11 protein-coding genes are annotated in these 16,233 nt (G+C 43.2%); 4 read left to right on the forward strand and 7 right to left on the reverse strand.

Annotated elements, in window-relative coordinates:
* Positions 1-78 precede the first annotated feature (78 nt).
* Both mgtE and Q9G97_RS03415 read right to left on the reverse strand, forming a co-directional pair.
* The gene (mgtE, locus tag Q9G97_RS03410) at positions 79-1,482 is read right to left on the reverse strand and encodes a magnesium transporter (RefSeq protein ID WP_201572305.1); all 1,404 of its coding nucleotides are present in this window, start codon (positions 1,480-1,482) and stop codon (positions 79-81) included.
* 163 nt (positions 1,483-1,645) lie between these two features.
* Positions 1,646-3,679, reverse strand: coding sequence for a UvrD-helicase domain-containing protein (locus tag Q9G97_RS03415; protein ID WP_201572307.1), 2,034 nt, complete (start codon positions 3,677-3,679; stop codon positions 1,646-1,648).
* 191 nt (positions 3,680-3,870) lie between these two features.
* Between Q9G97_RS03415 and Q9G97_RS03420 the strand changes: the two genes are divergently transcribed.
* Complete coding sequence (locus tag Q9G97_RS03420) at positions 3,871-4,287, forward strand: hypothetical protein (RefSeq protein ID WP_305899711.1); 417 nt, start codon at positions 3,871-3,873, stop codon at positions 4,285-4,287.
* Positions 4,288-4,420: 133 nt separating this feature from the next.
* On the opposite strand, the gene hemB is transcribed toward Q9G97_RS03420, so the two are convergent.
* From hemB to Q9G97_RS03445, 5 genes are all read right to left on the reverse strand, one after another.
* The gene (hemB, locus tag Q9G97_RS03425; protein ID WP_305899712.1) at positions 4,421-5,428 is read right to left on the reverse strand and encodes a porphobilinogen synthase; all 1,008 of its coding nucleotides are present in this window, start codon (positions 5,426-5,428) and stop codon (positions 4,421-4,423) included.
* Between the two features lie 122 nt (positions 5,429-5,550).
* The gene (locus Q9G97_RS03430; protein WP_305899713.1) at positions 5,551-7,368 is read right to left on the reverse strand and encodes an efflux transporter outer membrane subunit; all 1,818 of its coding nucleotides are present in this window, start codon (positions 7,366-7,368) and stop codon (positions 5,551-5,553) included.
* Positions 7,365-10,640, reverse strand: a complete 3,276-nt coding sequence (locus tag Q9G97_RS03435; protein WP_305899714.1) for an efflux RND transporter permease subunit — start codon at positions 10,638-10,640, stop codon at positions 7,365-7,367. The genes Q9G97_RS03430 and Q9G97_RS03435 overlap by 4 nt, the downstream gene beginning before the upstream one ends.
* A 35-nt stretch (positions 10,641-10,675) precedes the next feature.
* Positions 10,676-12,070, reverse strand: a complete 1,395-nt coding sequence (locus Q9G97_RS03440) for an efflux RND transporter periplasmic adaptor subunit (RefSeq protein ID WP_305899715.1) — start codon at positions 12,068-12,070, stop codon at positions 10,676-10,678.
* A 588-nt stretch (positions 12,071-12,658) separates the two neighbouring features.
* Complete coding sequence (locus tag Q9G97_RS03445) at positions 12,659-13,699, reverse strand: polyprenyl synthetase family protein (protein ID WP_201572318.1); 1,041 nt, start codon at positions 13,697-13,699, stop codon at positions 12,659-12,661.
* 486 nt (positions 13,700-14,185) lie between these two features.
* On the opposite strand from Q9G97_RS03445, the gene rplU reads away from it, so the two are divergent.
* From rplU to lolA, 3 genes are all read left to right on the forward strand, one after another.
* Positions 14,186-14,497 (forward strand): 50S ribosomal protein L21, encoded by a 312-nt coding sequence (gene rplU, locus Q9G97_RS03450; RefSeq protein ID WP_201572327.1) that lies wholly within the window; start codon positions 14,186-14,188, stop codon positions 14,495-14,497.
* A 111-nt stretch (positions 14,498-14,608) separates the two neighbouring features.
* Positions 14,609-14,866 (forward strand): 50S ribosomal protein L27, encoded by a 258-nt coding sequence (gene rpmA, locus Q9G97_RS03455; RefSeq protein WP_193011160.1) that lies wholly within the window; start codon positions 14,609-14,611, stop codon positions 14,864-14,866.
* Between the two features lie 368 nt (positions 14,867-15,234).
* Positions 15,235-15,924 (forward strand): outer membrane lipoprotein chaperone LolA, encoded by a 690-nt coding sequence (lolA, locus tag Q9G97_RS03460; RefSeq protein ID WP_201572329.1) that lies wholly within the window; start codon positions 15,235-15,237, stop codon positions 15,922-15,924.
* Positions 15,925-16,233 lie beyond the last annotated feature (309 nt).

Here is a 16,233-nt window from a genome sequence, read left to right on the forward strand (position 1 = left end):
TTCTTTTATATAAATATAGCATAGCGATGCTGTATTTAAGAACCTATTAGTTGAATAACTATCTCTATTTATTGATCATCAAAGAATCAAAATACTGGCCAAGCCTAAGAACGACATAAAGCCGACGATATCCGTCACTGTGGTTAGAATAACCGAGGCCGATAGCGCAGGATCGATATTCATATTTTTGAGCATTAATGGAATGGCAATACCGGAGGCATTAGCTGCCGTCATGTTAATAGCGATAGCGCAGCCAATCACCGCGCTAATCTTGATATCTTGAAACCAAAGCTGGGCAATAACCGCCATAATAAATGCCCAAATGATACCGTTTATTGCGCCAACCCACAGCTCTTTATTGAATAGCCACCAGCGGTTGGAACCGCCAATCTGACCCATAGCCATACCTCGTATGACGATAGTTAAAGTCTGTGAGCCTGCGATACCACCCATACTGGCGACTACTGGCATCAATATTGCCAGTGCGACTACTTTAGCCAGTACTTCCTCAAACTGTCCAATAACCGCAGCGGCTAATAGCGCAGTACCAAGATTGATGCCTAGCCAAATACTACGAGATTTGGCACTGGTCAAGATAGGTGCAAATAGCTCTTCATCTTGGCTAACACCAGCCAAGTTACGCATTGTACTATCGACATCATCTTGGATAATCTCCATGATGTCCTCGCCATTAAGCTGACCGACCAGCTCACCATGACTGTTAATCACAGGCGCAAAACGGATATCCTCTGAGCGAAAGATCGCAGCGGCATCAGTAATATCCAAACGATCATTGATAGTTACTGCATTGTCGATAAGGCTGGATACCAGACTGCTCTGATCGTGTTTGATCAAATCTCCTAAGCTAAGTAGACCCAATAGTTGCTGACTTTTATCGACGACCAGTAATTCTTGGCTTTGATCATCCAGTAAGCTGTCATCGCTACGCAACCACTCTTGTACTTGCGCAAGGCTAATATCATCATGTACCTGAACGATATCCGGATCCATATAGCTACCAACTTCCCAGTCTTCATAAGTATCCAGCTTATTGACCTGAATTCGAACGTCTTCATCTAAGGTTGCCATGACTGAGGTACGAACGGTTTCCGTCACCGTCTCTAGAATCTCGGAGATATCTTGAGCATCTAAGTCTTGAGTAAAGACCGATATCTCTTGCGAGGAGACGTTCTCTAACAAGGGCTGGCGAGTATCGAGCTCTAATTCCGCTAGGACCTCACCCTTAATTTCCTCCGGAACTTGTGCCCAAATCTTTAGTCGAGCTTGGGCTGGAAACGATTCTAACAGGTTGGCAATTTCATACTCAGACTGCTTGGCCAAAAACTCTGTAATGGCTGTATAGGCGTCATTCGCTACTAAGTCTTGCAAATATAATAGCTTATATTCAGCACTATATTCTAATGGATTATAGTCTGCCGGTAGTGTGGAGGGACGATCAGGACTAGGCGTAGGGGCAGACATAAAATTTCCAAAATAGTAAAGATAAAAGGAGTATAAAACTATAGCTAAGAGTATTCATGGCTAAAAATACAAATGCTAAAACTACTAACAACTAAGGTAATAGCAAAGCAAAAACTAAGGTCAAATTACTAATCAAACTCTAAGTTATTCAAAGAGTCAAAACTTAACGATTACCTAATAACGCGCGTATATTGGCTAAGTATTCATCAGCGACTTTTTCAGGATCTTTAGTCGCTTTTTTCTTTTTAGCTTTGGCAGGCCAATCGATATGATCTTCTGGTAATTCATCCAAAAATCGCGATTCAGAAGTCACGCGCATTTGACCACCAGCACGGCGCTGAGCGGCAAGGGTCAAGGTCAGCTCACGCCGTGCGCGAGTGATGCCCACATACATCAGGCGGCGCTCTTCTTCTACCGTCTCACTCATAATAGAGTTACGGTGAGGTAGCATTTCCTCTTCTAATCCCATGATATAGACGTAGTTAAACTCAAGTCCTTTTGCCGCATGCAAAGTCATAAGGTTAACTTTATTGGTGTTTTCTTCTTCTTGCTGCTGCTCAAGCATATCGAGTAGCACTAATTTACGAATAATCGTATCAATAGTGCGCTCATCATCACTCTCAGCGCGATTGATCAAGGATTGAATACTGGTATAGAGAATGTCGATATTATCAATACGGTTTTTTTCTTGTTGCGGGGTTTTTGAGTCGCTACGGACAAAATCAATATAGCCGGTCTCATCGATCATTTGACGGACAATAGGCACAGGATCAGGATGCTGATCTAACTCACGCGTATAGTGCTCAATAAAGTCGCCAAACTCTTTAAGCGTGCTATAAGCCTTGCTTGGCAATACATGGCTCAGACCAGAGTGAGTACAAGAAGCGAGTAGGGAAATGCTATGCTCTTGCGCAAATAGGCCAAGCTTTTCTAAAGTCGCTGGCCCCATACCGCGTTTTGGGGTATTAATAATACGCAAAAATGCACTATCATCTTCAGGGTTCAAGATCATACGCAGATAGCCCATGACGTCTTTAATCTCGCTACGCGCAAAGAACGACTGACCACCAGATAACTTATAAGGAATTTGCAGCTGACGTAGATTCGCCTCTAGCATGCGTGCCTGAAAGTTACTGCGATAGAGCACTGCATAATCTTCCCACTCATTGCCATAGCGCAATTTATGAGTAGCGATTTCTTTGGCAACGCGTTCCGCTTCATCATCGTCATTACGACAGTTAATGATACGGATTTTCTCGCCTTGACCTTTATCAGACCAGAGCTTTTTTTCAAATAAATGCTCGTTGTTGGTAATGACCGCATTAGCCGAGGTCAAGATACGACTGGTTGAGCGATAGTTTTGCTCTAGCATGACAATCTTGAGTTTAGGGAAATCTTCTTTTAGCAGCGCCATATTTTCAGGTTTTGCTCCGCGCCATGCATAAATAGATTGGTCATCATCACCAACCACGGTAAATCGCCCTTGTGGTCCGACGAGATATTTAATCATTTCATACTGGGCGGTATTGGTATCTTGGTACTCATCGACTAATAAATAACGAATACGGTTTTGCCATTTGTCACGCAGCTCGCGGTTTTCACGTAGTATCTTGGTTGGCAATACGATTAAATCATCAAAATCAACCGCGTTATAAGCACGTAAGTTACGCTCATAAAGGGCATATAAAGTCGCAAAGATCATATCTTCTGGATCATCAAGCGTTTCCATTGCTTGGTCAGGCTCAACCAGATCATTCTTCCAATCTGATATCATCTTGATGGCTTTGCCGACCAGCTCTCGACTCTCAGCGCCTGATAAATTATCACGCATCATCAGCTCCATCAACAGACGCTTACTATCATCGCTATCCATGATCGAGAAGTTGCCTTTGAGCGGCGTATGAATCAACTCGTAACGCAAAAACTGTAAGCCAAACTGGTGAAAGGTCGAGACAGTAAGCCCGCGAGTCTTTTCGCTTGGTAGCAATTTGCTTACTCGCGCTTTCATTTCACGCGCGGCTTTATTGGTAAAAGTCACCGCTGTGATACGCTCAGCTGGCATGTTGCATTCTTCGATAAGATAAGCAATCTTACGAGTGATCACTGACGTTTTGCCTGAGCCTGCGCCTGCTAATACTAGCAAAGGCCCAGATACGTAGAGCATAGCTTCTTGTTGTCTGGGATTGAGTTGACTCATAGCATGACCTTTGAAATTTGGGGCAAATAGTGCGAATATGAAAAGAGCTCATTCAGGCTATGCTAAGATAAAATTGATCTAGCATATAGCAAAATAGATGCAGCAAAACTGAACGGATAGCGTAAATATAGGTTTGAAATTAGGTGGGTTATTATAAAGCAAAATCGTTACTTTTTGGGAGGAGATGGATAATGATGCGTTTATATCGTAGTAGCATGCCATTACTATTATTATCAATGATAGCGTGTACTAGCTTGCCAGAGCATACCATTCTGCAAACCGTTGAGTTAATGCAAGCCGAGCATTTTATAGAAGGGGCGAGTTTTGATTTAATCAAACAACGAGAGGGTTGTTTATTGCAGGGCACAGGTTATGGCGAATCTGGCAAACGCGATTATACTTTTTATTTTGATGATAAGGGGATTACGGCTGCTCATTATGAGGAGTCCCGCTATGCACAACCTATTTATGTCGATAGCAATGTCAAAATAGTCAAAACTACTAAGAGCGTATATAAAGAGAATTCAGAGGAAAACGAGGCTTTCGAAGCACTGTTTAATGATTTACAGGCACTAATTACGCAGAGCAATTTGGCACATTGTTTTTAGTAGAGCGCTCAAAGATATAGGTTATGCTGAGGGTAAAAAAACAGTATTCCTAATAAAGACGCACCAACTAAGATAGATTAGCTAGTGCGTATATCAAACTTTTAAAACTAGTTTTTAATGAACTATTTCAGTCTTATGCATTATTCAACTGACGCGCTGCCTCTAAGGCAAAGTAAGTTAAGATGCCATCAGCGCCTGCGCGGCGAAAGCCAATCAGCGACTCTAAAATCACCGCATCAGTTAGCCAACCGTTTTGAATAGCTGCCATGTGCATCGCGTATTCACCTGAGACTTGATAAGCAAAGGTCGGTACACCAAAAGTGTTTTTGACTTCACGAATCAGATCAAGATACGGCTGACCAGGTTTAATCATCACCATATCAGCACCTTCATTGATATCCATCGCTACCTCATGCAAGGCCTCAGCGCGATTACCAAAGTCCATCTGGTATTGTTTTTTATGACCGCCTTTGAGATTGCCCGCACTACCAACTGCATCGCGGAATGGGCCGTAATAGGCTGAAGCATATTTGGCGGAGTAGGCCATAATAGCGGTATTGGCAAAACCCTCTGCTTCAAAGGCATCGCGCATGGCTTTGATGCGACCATCCATCATATCGCTCGGAGATATAATATCAGCGCCTGCACGCGCATGAACGAGTGCCTGCTGCACTAAGACTTCTACCGTCTCGTCATTGACCACATAGCCCGTCTCGTCAAGTAAACCATCTTGACCGTGTGAGGTATAAGGGTCTAAGGCGACATCAGTCATAACCACCATTTCAGGAACCGCATCTTTTACCGCTTTTACTGCTCGTGCGCTAAGGCCGTTTTCATCGTAGGCCGCGCGGCCGTCAGGGGTTTTTAAGCTATTATCAATGACAGGGAATATATCAATAGTGGTCACGCCTTCCGCTAATAAGTCTTTGGCGTGCTCGATGAGTAGATCAATCGATAGACGCTCAACGCCTGGCATACTAGCAATAGATTGGCGTTCATTTTTGCCTTCTAATACAAATACAGGCGCAATGAAATGCTTGGGATGCAGCTCAACTTCACGAATCATGGCGCGGACATTGTCGTTATAACGCAGACGGCGCAAGCGTGTAGCGGGGTATTGACGGTTGAAAGTATAAGTCATAATAAAACCTTATTATATTTTTAATTCAAAGCAGTTTATAAAACCACTACTATAACCAAAAGCTAACTGTAAAAGCAAAAACCCCGCCAAAGTGGCAGGGCTGTTTGGACAGTAATAAAAATCTATTCAACAATTTGAGTGACTGGTACGCTCTCAACAGGGGTCTCTTGAATAATAGTACCGACCGCAGCATCTGCATCGCCATCGTTATCGACGATAGCTTTTGGATCAAAAGTAGCTGCCGCAGGTGTTTTGGACTGTTTGATGTCGATGGCCTCAGCTACAGAGGTTACGCGCGCTGAGCTTGCCGCATCAATAGCATAAGCCGCTTGAGCTTCAGCATTGTTACTAGCCAAACCACCAATACGCGCTAAATTAGTGTATTGCGGTACTGGTATAGCGACGGGTACATCAAGGTTAGCACCGCCACCTAGTGCTTGATAAAGCTCTATTTGGCTAATGATTTTTTGTAGTTCTAAATCTAAGATACCTTGTTGAGTGGAGAACAAGGAGCGCTGCGCATCAAGAACATCCAAATAGTTGGCAATACCTGCTTTAAAGCGGGCATCAGCAATCTCAAAGGTTTGATCAAAGTTATCTTGCAGGCGATACTGCGCGGCTAGCTGCTCACCAAGGGTCGCTCGCGTCGCTAAGACGTCTGAAACTTCACGGAAAGCCGTTTGAATAGAGCGCTCATAGCTGGCTAGAGTCTGCTCGCGTTCTATTTTTGCAACATCATAATTGGCATCTAAAAGCCCAGCATCAAAAATAGGCACACTAATATTTGGGCCAAACGACCAGCCTACTGAGCCGCTTTTGAATAGATCATCTAAGCTACTACTACCAACGCCGACACTAGTTGCAAGACTAATAGAGGGATAGTAAGAAGCGCGTGCGACTTCGATATTAGCGCCAGCCGCTTTTAGATTGTATTCTGCTTGTAGCACATCAGGGCGGTAGCGTAGCAGCTCGCTCGGGAGACCAGTACTAAAGACATCTTGAGTCGTTATATTGCTGATAGCGGGTGCTGGAATGAGCTCGGTTGGAATTGGTGCACCCAATAAGAATTGCAAAGCATTACGTGACTGCAAAATGCTACTTTGAGCGCGTAGAACGGCCAAATTAGCATTCTCAAGCGCTGCTGATGATTGCAGTGAGGGTAGTTTAGGGTCAATACCGGCCTTGAAGCGAGCATCAGCAATAAACAAGGATCTCTTACGACTCTCAACGGTTGCTTCGGCTAGCCTTAACTGCGCTAAGCTAAAGCTCAAGTTGGCATAGCTTTGGGCAATATTACTAATCAAACTGATTTGAGTTGAATCTTTAGCCGCTGTGGTCGCCAAAAAGCTCTGTAGCGCTTGATCTTTCAGACTAGCGATCTTGCCCCAAAAATCAAGCTCATAATTAGCTAGACCTAAATTAACATTATAGTTATTGCCAGTGGTGCTGCCACCCAATATGCTTCCTTGACGCCGCCGCGTGACGCCTGCGGTGCCCTCAATCGTCGGTAGGTCACGAATATCCGTGATCTGATACTGGGCGCGCGCTTTTTCAATCGCTAAGCGTGCACTCTCAAAGTCTTTATTGTTCTGTAGGCCTAAAGCAATAAGGCTTTTTAGGCGCTCATCGCTATAGTAGTTTTGCCAACGTTGAGCGGCAATGCTGGGCTGCTCAGCGTTACTGACGGTCTCTCGATCAAACGCGCCATAAGCCTGTTGAATCAGTAGATTAGGCTCAGCAAGAACAGGCGTTAAATCTTTCTTTGGAATAGTATTGCAAGCGGTCATACTCAATATTAATGCGCTTAGACCTAAGAGCCGAGCAGCATTTGTACGCGTAGATAATGCTGCAAACCGCACACCTACTGCTGAACGGTGAGTAGTAGTATTGACTACTGGCGCAGCTGCTGCGTTGAGTGTAAAAATAGTTCTAGAACTCATTTGGTATTATCTCCAAAGCTTTCAGGTTTATAACTCTCATCAGAAGCTGGGTCTGGTGTATCGTCAGCTCGCGGCGTCGGTGGTTCAGGATCGTCATCATTATCAGTATTGCTATCGTAGCTACCATGACCGACAACTTCATGAGCTTCGTTATTCATATAAGGGAACGCACTACGTACCCAGACGTAAAACATCGGGATGAAGAAGATACCCAGTAGCGTCGCTGTGACTACGCCACCAACCACACTGGTACCAATAGCATTTTGACTGCCTGAACCTGGACCAGTCGCCAAGAATAATGGCACAACACCTAACCCAAAGGCAAGTGAGGTCATAATAATGGGACGTAAGCGCTGACGAGCCGCCGTCATTACCGCCTCTCTTAGACTGTACCCTTCTTCTTGATGCTCTTTTGCAAACTCAATAATTAAGATAGCGTTTTTGGCGGATAGACCTACGACCGTCAGTAGACCGACCTGTAAGTAAATATCATTGGCAAAACCACGTAGCCATGTAAATATCACCGCACCCAATACCCCAAGTGGAATTACCAGTAGAACCGATACAGGTATAGACCAGCTTTCATATAAGGCCGCTAAACACAAGAATACCACTAGTATTGAAAGGGCATAAAGCATGGGTGCTTGTGCCCCTGACTTTTGCTCCTCTAGTGACATGCCTGTCCATTCATAACTGATGCCTTCAGGCAGATTTTCTATCATCGCTTCCATCGAGCTCATAGCTTCACCCGTACTTAATCCTGGCGCTGCGCTACCTTGAATATTCATAGACGGTAAGCTGTTGTAGCGAGTGAGACGAGGTGAGCCTGATTGCCATTCGCTACTAGAAAATGCATCAAATGGAATCATACTGTTCATGTCATTTCTTACATACCATTTTCCGATATCGTCAGGATTGGTACGGCTACTGGCGTCACCTTGTACGAAGACACGCTTGATACGGCCACGATCAATGAAATCATTGACATAGCTTGAGCCCCACGCAGTAGAGATGACACTGTTGATGCTACTTAGCGACAAGCCATAAGCCGCGGCTTGTTCTTGATTGATATTGATTTTCAATTGTGGCGAGTCTTCTTGACCATTAGGACGCACGCCTGCGACTTGGTCGTTTTGTCCAGCCATACCCAGCAGCATATTACGGGCTTCAAGTAGCCCATCGTGTCCGAGGTTGCCACTGTCTTGAAGCATCAAATCGAAACCACTGGCATTACCAAGCTCGGTAATAGCTGGTGGTACAATGGCAAATACTTGTGCTTCATTTAACTGAGTAAAGAAATAACCCATCGCTCGACCAGCGACGGCTTGGGCGGTGTTTTCATCACCGGAGCGTTCCTCCCAATCTGACAGACGAACAAACGCCAGACCCATGTTTTGCCCTTGTCCTGCAAAACTAAAGCCTGCAATGGTAAAGACAGAAGCGATGTTATCGGTCTCTTGAGTATCGTAATAGTTTCTGACTTTATCCAGTACGTCTTGGGTTTCGTCTAACGTAGAACCAGAAGGTAGTTGCACCAAGGTAAACATAATACCTTGATCTTCCTCTGGTAAGAACGAGCCAGGAATACGTAAGAATACAACTGCCATAATGCCGATAATGACCGCATAGCCAATCATATATAGCCATTTGAAACGAATGCTTTTACCAACGAAGTTCTCGTAAGAGCGACTAACTTTAAAGAAAGAACGGTTGAACCAACCAAAGAAACCTTTTTGCTTTTCAGTACTGCCTTTTTCATGGCTTTTGCCACGTTTGAGCAATGTCACACATAGAGCAGGGGTGAACACTAGTGCGACCATGGCTGATAGCACCATAGCAGTAATCAGAGTAATGGAAAATTGACGATAAATAACACCCGTTGAGCCACCAAAGAACGCCATCGGTACGAATACCGCAGACAAAATAAGCGCAATACCAATAACGATTTTACTAATTTCACCCATAGATTGGGTAGTCGCGTCTTTGATAGAGATATGTGGATCTTCTTCTAATATTCGCTCGACGTTTTCGACGACGACGATCGCATCATCGACCAGTAGACCGATGGAGAGTACCATGGCAAACATAGTCAACACGTTGATACTAAAACCTGCAATGTACAGCACGGCAAACGTACCTAGCAGAACAACAGGTACGGCAAGTGTTGGGATAATAGTCGCGCGCCAGTTCTGTAAGAAAATAAACATGACGATAAATACTAATACGATCGCTTCAATGAGCGTCATAACCACTTGTTCGATAGACAGACGTACAAACGGAGTAGTGTCATAGGGAACAACTGACTTCAATCCAATTGGAAAGTTCTTTTCAAGCTCCGCCATACGTGCGCCAACGGCTTCACGAGTCTCAAGCGCATTAGCACCGCCAGCGAGTGATATACCCAAAGCCGCCGCTTCTTGTCCATTATATAAAGACAAAATACCGTAGTTTTCACTACCAATCTCGACATCTGCAACATCGCCTAAGCGCACTTGCGCACCAGCCGTGTCTGTTTTGAGTAGAATGTTTTTAAATTCTTCAGGAGTTTGTAGATAGCTTTGAACCGTGACAGTCGCGTTGATCACCTGTTGATCTAAATCAGCAGGGGCTTGGCCTAGCTGACCGGCAGATACCTGAGCGTTCTGTGCTCGTATTGCATTGACGACATCAGATGGCACCATGCTGTAGCTGCGCAAGCGCGAAGGGTCAAGCCAAACTCGCATGGCATAGGTAGAACCAAATACTTGTACTTCACCTACTCCTTCAACACGACTGATCGAATCAAGGACGTTGGAGTTGATGTAATCGGCAATGTCTGAGCGATCCATACTGCCATCTTCAGAAATAAATGCCTGTACCATCATAAAGCTGCTAGAGGATTTATTGACGTTGACACCCTGACGCTGAACAGACTCAGGTAAGGAGCTCATCGCTGCTTGCAGCTTGTTCTGTACTTGTACTTGTGCGGTATCCGAATCCGTACCATTTTCAAAAGTAAGCGTCACTGACGCACTACCGTTTGAAGAGCTTGATGATGACATATACATCAGGCCATCGAGGCCTTTCATACGTTGCTCAATGACCTGAATTACCGAATTTTCAACGGTTTGCGCATTAGCGCCTGGATAGCTTGCACTGACCGAAATCGTCGGTGGTGCGATACGTGGATACTGTTCAATCGGTAGACTGACAACCGATATTATCCCAATCAGCATGACCAAAATAGCCAGTACCCATGCAAAAATAGGGCGATTGATAAAAAAACGTGACATAGTATATCCCTAGGTCTTCCTAGCTTTAAATGGAATTAGTTAGTGGCGGCAGCTTTAGTATTGTTAGGGCTGTCACCCGTTGACTCATCCATCGATTTTGCAGCTTGCTGTGGTGTTTTGACAGCAGCTTGAGCATTACTTGATGCAGATGGGGCAGAATTCGGGTCTTCTAATGGTTTAGCGACGACTTCTTGTTCAGGTTTGACTTTGGAACCACCGATAATGACTACTTTATCGCCATTTTTTAGACCATCAGTGACCACCCAGTTGCCATTGTAAGTGCCATTAATAGTAACGGGACGCACTTGGATTTTATTGTCTTTATCGACAATATATACTTGGGTTTCGCTTTTGGTAGAGCGCATCACCGCACTTTGTGGTACTAAAGCGGCGTTATTGATAACACTCTGAGTCAGACGGGCGGAGACATACATACCTGGCAATAGCACATTATTGCTATTAGGGAATACGGCACGTAGCGTCACGGCACCTGTTGACTCATCTACTTTGGCCTCTGATAATGCTAGTTTGCCGGTTATCGGATAGACGCTACCGTCTTCTAATACTAGCTCAACACTATTCATACCTGCTTGCGCTTTGCCTTCTGAGATTTGCTGACGCAACTTTAGTAGCTCAGAGGAGGATTGACTAATATCAACGTAGATAGGATCTAAGCGCGAAATAGTCACCATAGGATTTGCTTGACTGGCACTAACTAGTGAGCCTGCGGTCGCTGTTGAGCGGTCACTACGACCTGTGATAGGAGCACGTACGATAGTACGGTTTAACTCTAACGTGCTGGCATCCAAACCTGACTTAGCGCTTTGAATACCTGCTTTTGAGCTCTCTATACCAGCTTGAGTTTGACCAACAGCCGCTTTTGCACTCTCAACAGCCGCTTGTGCTGTGTAGACCGCTGTCTGTGCTTGGTCATATTGTTGCTTAGAGATAGCATCGATCTCAACTAACCCTCGCAGACGTTGAAAGTCATTGATCGCTTGCGCTAGTGAGGCTTGACGACTAATCAGTTCAGCCTTGGCATTAGCGTTATTGGCAAGTGCTGTTTGCAAGTTAGCTTGTGCCTGTTGAACGGCGGCTTCACCGCTCGCTATAGAGGTTGCATAATTGTCGGTATTGATACGATACAAAGGCTGACCTTTTTTGACATTGCTGCCTTCACGGAACAATATCTCGTCAATAATGCCGTTCACCTGTGGACGGACATCAGCAGTTTGAAAAGCTGTCGTACGACCAGAGAACGTCTGTACTTGCGGTACGACGCCTAAAGTTACCGTTTGGACGTTGACAACAGCAGGTGGCATTTGTTGCTGCGCGGCAGCAGGGTCAGCGTCCTCTTTTTTGTCACAGCCGACTAGAACCGCTGTCGATAATACAGATGCTATTACCAGCGCAAGATATGAGTGCTTCATCAATGTCCTCGGGAGTATTCAGTTTTAATAAAGGTTTAAATAGACTAATTTTGCTAATGAGCTTCTATGAACTAACTTTGCTAATTAGTTCTGAAAGTATTCGTTCTAAAAGTGACAATTTCTAAAAGTGATAATAAAACTTAGCTTTAACTATCTAAGCTATAAATTTAATCAGCTATTATAAACTATTGGGTCTACCCTACAGTCAAGCTATCAAAATCTTAATTTTATCTGTAAATGAAAGAGGACAGAGAGGTAGTTTTAACAGAGCGTTGCAAATAGTAGGTTTATAACAATTTTGACGCGATATTTTAGTAGCTAATGAACCGTGTAAAAGAATGTTAAGTTTTGTTATAAATATTCATTTTTAAATATCTGACACAAAGTACTTAGTAAATACTAATAAAAGCATAGGCTGCCACTAAAATAATTTATTTAGCAAATGATTACTGCGAACACCATGTTATAGACAGCTGGACTATTAGTAACGTCTGTTTATATAACAGTATCTATTTATAAGTCTCTAACAGATTATAGGTCTCTAACAGATAGTAGATATCCAATAAACAACTTAAGCAAAATGCAAGCTTACACTAAACGCGCACTAGCCATTTCAGTTAACTGATACAGCCCTTGGCGATAACGATTGTCAGGCAACTGATTCAATGCCTGCTGAGCCAAGCGTGTTTCTTCAAGCGCGCGCTGGGTACAATAAGCCAATGAGCCAGAATCCCGCACTAAAGCAATCAATTGCTCAGCGTTAGGGGTTTTGCCTGTTTGTACAGCTATGCGCAGCTGTTCGTAGCCTGCTTGATTACTATTCTTTAATAGCTCAAGGGCTTTGATAGTCGGTAAAGTCGGTTTGCCCTCACTCAAATCATCACCTAAGTTCTTACCCATTAATTCGCTGTCTCCACTATAATCAAGCACATCATCAATAATTTGAAAAGCGTTACCAAAATGCTGACCAAAGTCAGCTAATGCTGGCATGTACTGAGTCTGATCTTGCAAAATAGCTGCGCCTTGGGTGGCCATCATAAATAATCGTGAGGTTTTGCCATCGATGATGCGCAAATAATCGGCCTCAAGCGCGCTAGGGTTGTGTTGGTGCTGTAGTTGTAATACTTCACCTTCAGCAATATCACAAGTGCCGTCAGAGAATAGCTTGAGCAATGGCAAGCTCTCAAAATCTACTAATAAATTGAACGAGCGGGCAATGAGATAATCGCCGACCAACACCGCAGTCGCATTATCCCAAGTTGCATTAGCGGTCGGCTTGCCACGGCGCTGACCCGACTCATCAATCACATCATCATGCACTAGAGTGGCCGTATGCAGCATCTCAGTAATGGCAGCTAAATGCATCGCCTGCTGCGAGGGCGCATCATTGAGCATGCGTGCACATAGCAAAGTAATTAGTGGACGCATGCGTTTGCCGCCAGCATTGATCACATGCTGAGAGACACTCATTACCAGCTGAACTTTGGAGTTGAGACTGCCAAAAACTTGTTTGTCCATGATCTCAAAGTCGCTTGCTACGATGCTTTGAATATCGGCATAACTCGGTGCAGTGTTTGGTGCAGATAGCGAAACAGAAGATGTTGAATCGGTTAAAGAGGTGCTAGTCATAATAGGTAGTCATATTAATTAAGTAAAAAGTTATAGTATAAATTAAACAAAAAGCAAATCGGAATTACCAAATGCTTCCATAATAGCATAATCTGTCATTCTAGTTGTTGGCTAAAATGGGTTATTGATAACTTGAGCATTAAGGAATCAAGTAAAATAAATAGACGTTTTGCTGTTTAGGTTTGTACCAAAGAGTACTAGAAAACCTCTCATAAAATAGCACTGTAAGTTATTGATTGGATAAGCTATAATAACCATCGCTAAACGCTATCATCGTATTTTTTCCATACGATTTATGACTATATTCATTCGTTATTAAATGAATGATGAATTGACTGTAGTGTTAGCTAACAAAAGCGTGATAAGCCACTTGCTTTTCTGGTCAAAAAACCGTAAAATTGCGCCTTTAATTTTTCCCTGTCGTGTTCGTTGTCGAAGCGTTGGTATAATATCAGCCACGGCACACGGGTTAAACGGAGTTATACAATGTACGCAGTAATCAAAACTGGTGGTAAACAGCACCGTGTAGTCGTTGACGAGTTGCTTAGAGTTGAATTGCTTAAAGCTGAAACTGGCGAAACAATCAAATTTGAAGACGTATTGATGGTTGTTGATGGTGATACCGTCAAAATCGGTCAACCAGTCGTTGAAGGCGCTAGTGTGGAAGTGGAAGTGGTTGAACATGGTCGTGGCGAAAAAATCCGCATCATCAAGCACAACCGTCGTAAGCATTATCACAAAGAGCAAGGTCACCGCCAATGGTACACCTTGTTAAAAATCAAAGCGATTAATGCTTAATTAGCTATCATTGCGCAGTGATTGATGCACAGTTAGTGATGATTAATAGTGCACTAAAAGCTTAAGAGTTATCGTATTAGCGATAACTTACATTAACAAGGAGAATTATCCATGGCACATAAGAAAGCTGCCGGTTCAAGCCGTAACGGTCGTGACTCAAACCCAAAAATGCTTGGCGTAAAAATCTTTGGTGGTCAGACCATCGTTGCTGGTAACATCATCGTTCGTCAACGTGGTACAGAATTCCACGCAGGCGAAGGCGTTGGTATGGGTCGTGACCATACTTTATTTGCACTAAATGACGGTGTGGTAAAGTTTGCGACCAAAGGTAAATTTAACCGTCGTTATGTGATGGTTGAAAGCGCTTAATTATCGCTTAGCTAATAAGTTATTGATTTGCTACAAAGCTATATCGATAATTTAACAGCAGAAAAATCCCTATTACCGAGTGGTGATGGGGATTTTTTGTATTCGTTTTTTATTTATAGATATTGCCAGTTTTAGCTAACACTAGCCGTTACAAGCGTGTATGGCAGGCGTAGTATTGCTTGCAATTGCCCACTAGGCGCGTAATAAAAAAGCTGGCACACTAGCATCATCAATTGGTGACAAGGTCATAATCAGCAAGATATCCATTTAAGTAGGATATTTACTTAAAACAATAAGCAAGCTTTGTTATACCGATTGATCATTTTGATTGATGTTTTACTTTTACTGATTTTATGAGAGGAAGAATAATGAGTTTATCAACTAAACAAACTACGACGATAAAGCAAAAACTAATGGGCGGCGCGTTAGCAGGCGTACTGCTAACCAGTTTTGGTGTGGCTGCCCCTATGATGGCATTAACTCAAACTGCCAATGCTGCCCCCGCTGATAATTTAACCGCTGCCAAGCGCTTAAATAAACTATTAACGAATACTAAAAGTATGACAGCGAGCTTTAGCCAGACAACTAAAGGCGCTAGTAGTGGCTCCTTTACAGGTACAATGAGCGTCCAGCGCCCTAACAATTTCCGCTGGGAGACTAAATCACCTTCACAGCAGCTGATCGTCGCTAATGGCAGCTCAATGTGGATTTATGATAAAGATTTAGAGCAGGCGACCAAACAGGCGGTAGATAGTCAAGTAGGCAATACGCCAGCACTACTCTTATCAGGTGATCCTAGCAAGATAGATAAAAACTTCAAAATCACTCAGCCTTATGATAACAAAAACTACTATGTGCTTTATCCAAAGTCAGATAATGCCAGCTTCAAAAACTTATCGATAAGCTTTAGTGGCGGCAAGCCTGTAATGATGGTATTGAATGACACCTTAGGTCAGACAACTTCTATCAAGTTCAGTGGTATTAAATTGAATCCTAGCATAAGTAGTAGTCAGTTTAAATTTACGCCACCAAAAGGTGTTGACGTCATCAATCAGTAGATATCAGATTAACAGTAGTAATAAATAAGTATTATAAAAAAAACAGGTCGTTATTCGGCCTGTTTTTTGTTGTACTGCCAATGATAAAATCAGGTTGGCACATAAGAGCCAATCGAGTTAAATATTATTCATTATAATTTTTAAATGTTCAACAAACCCTAGCCAAAGCTCATTTTATTATACTAATCGATATCTTTAGAGCTTGTAAAAATTAAAATAAAGCGTAACCTATAGCAGGATTTAAAGTATTAAATACATGTTTTGTAGCATATAAAATGACTGCTCGATGCAGTGAAAAACTGGCTTTTA

This window comes from Psychrobacter sp. M13, assembly GCF_030718935.1.
Lineage (GTDB): Bacteria > Pseudomonadota > Gammaproteobacteria > Pseudomonadales > Moraxellaceae > Psychrobacter > Psychrobacter immobilis_G.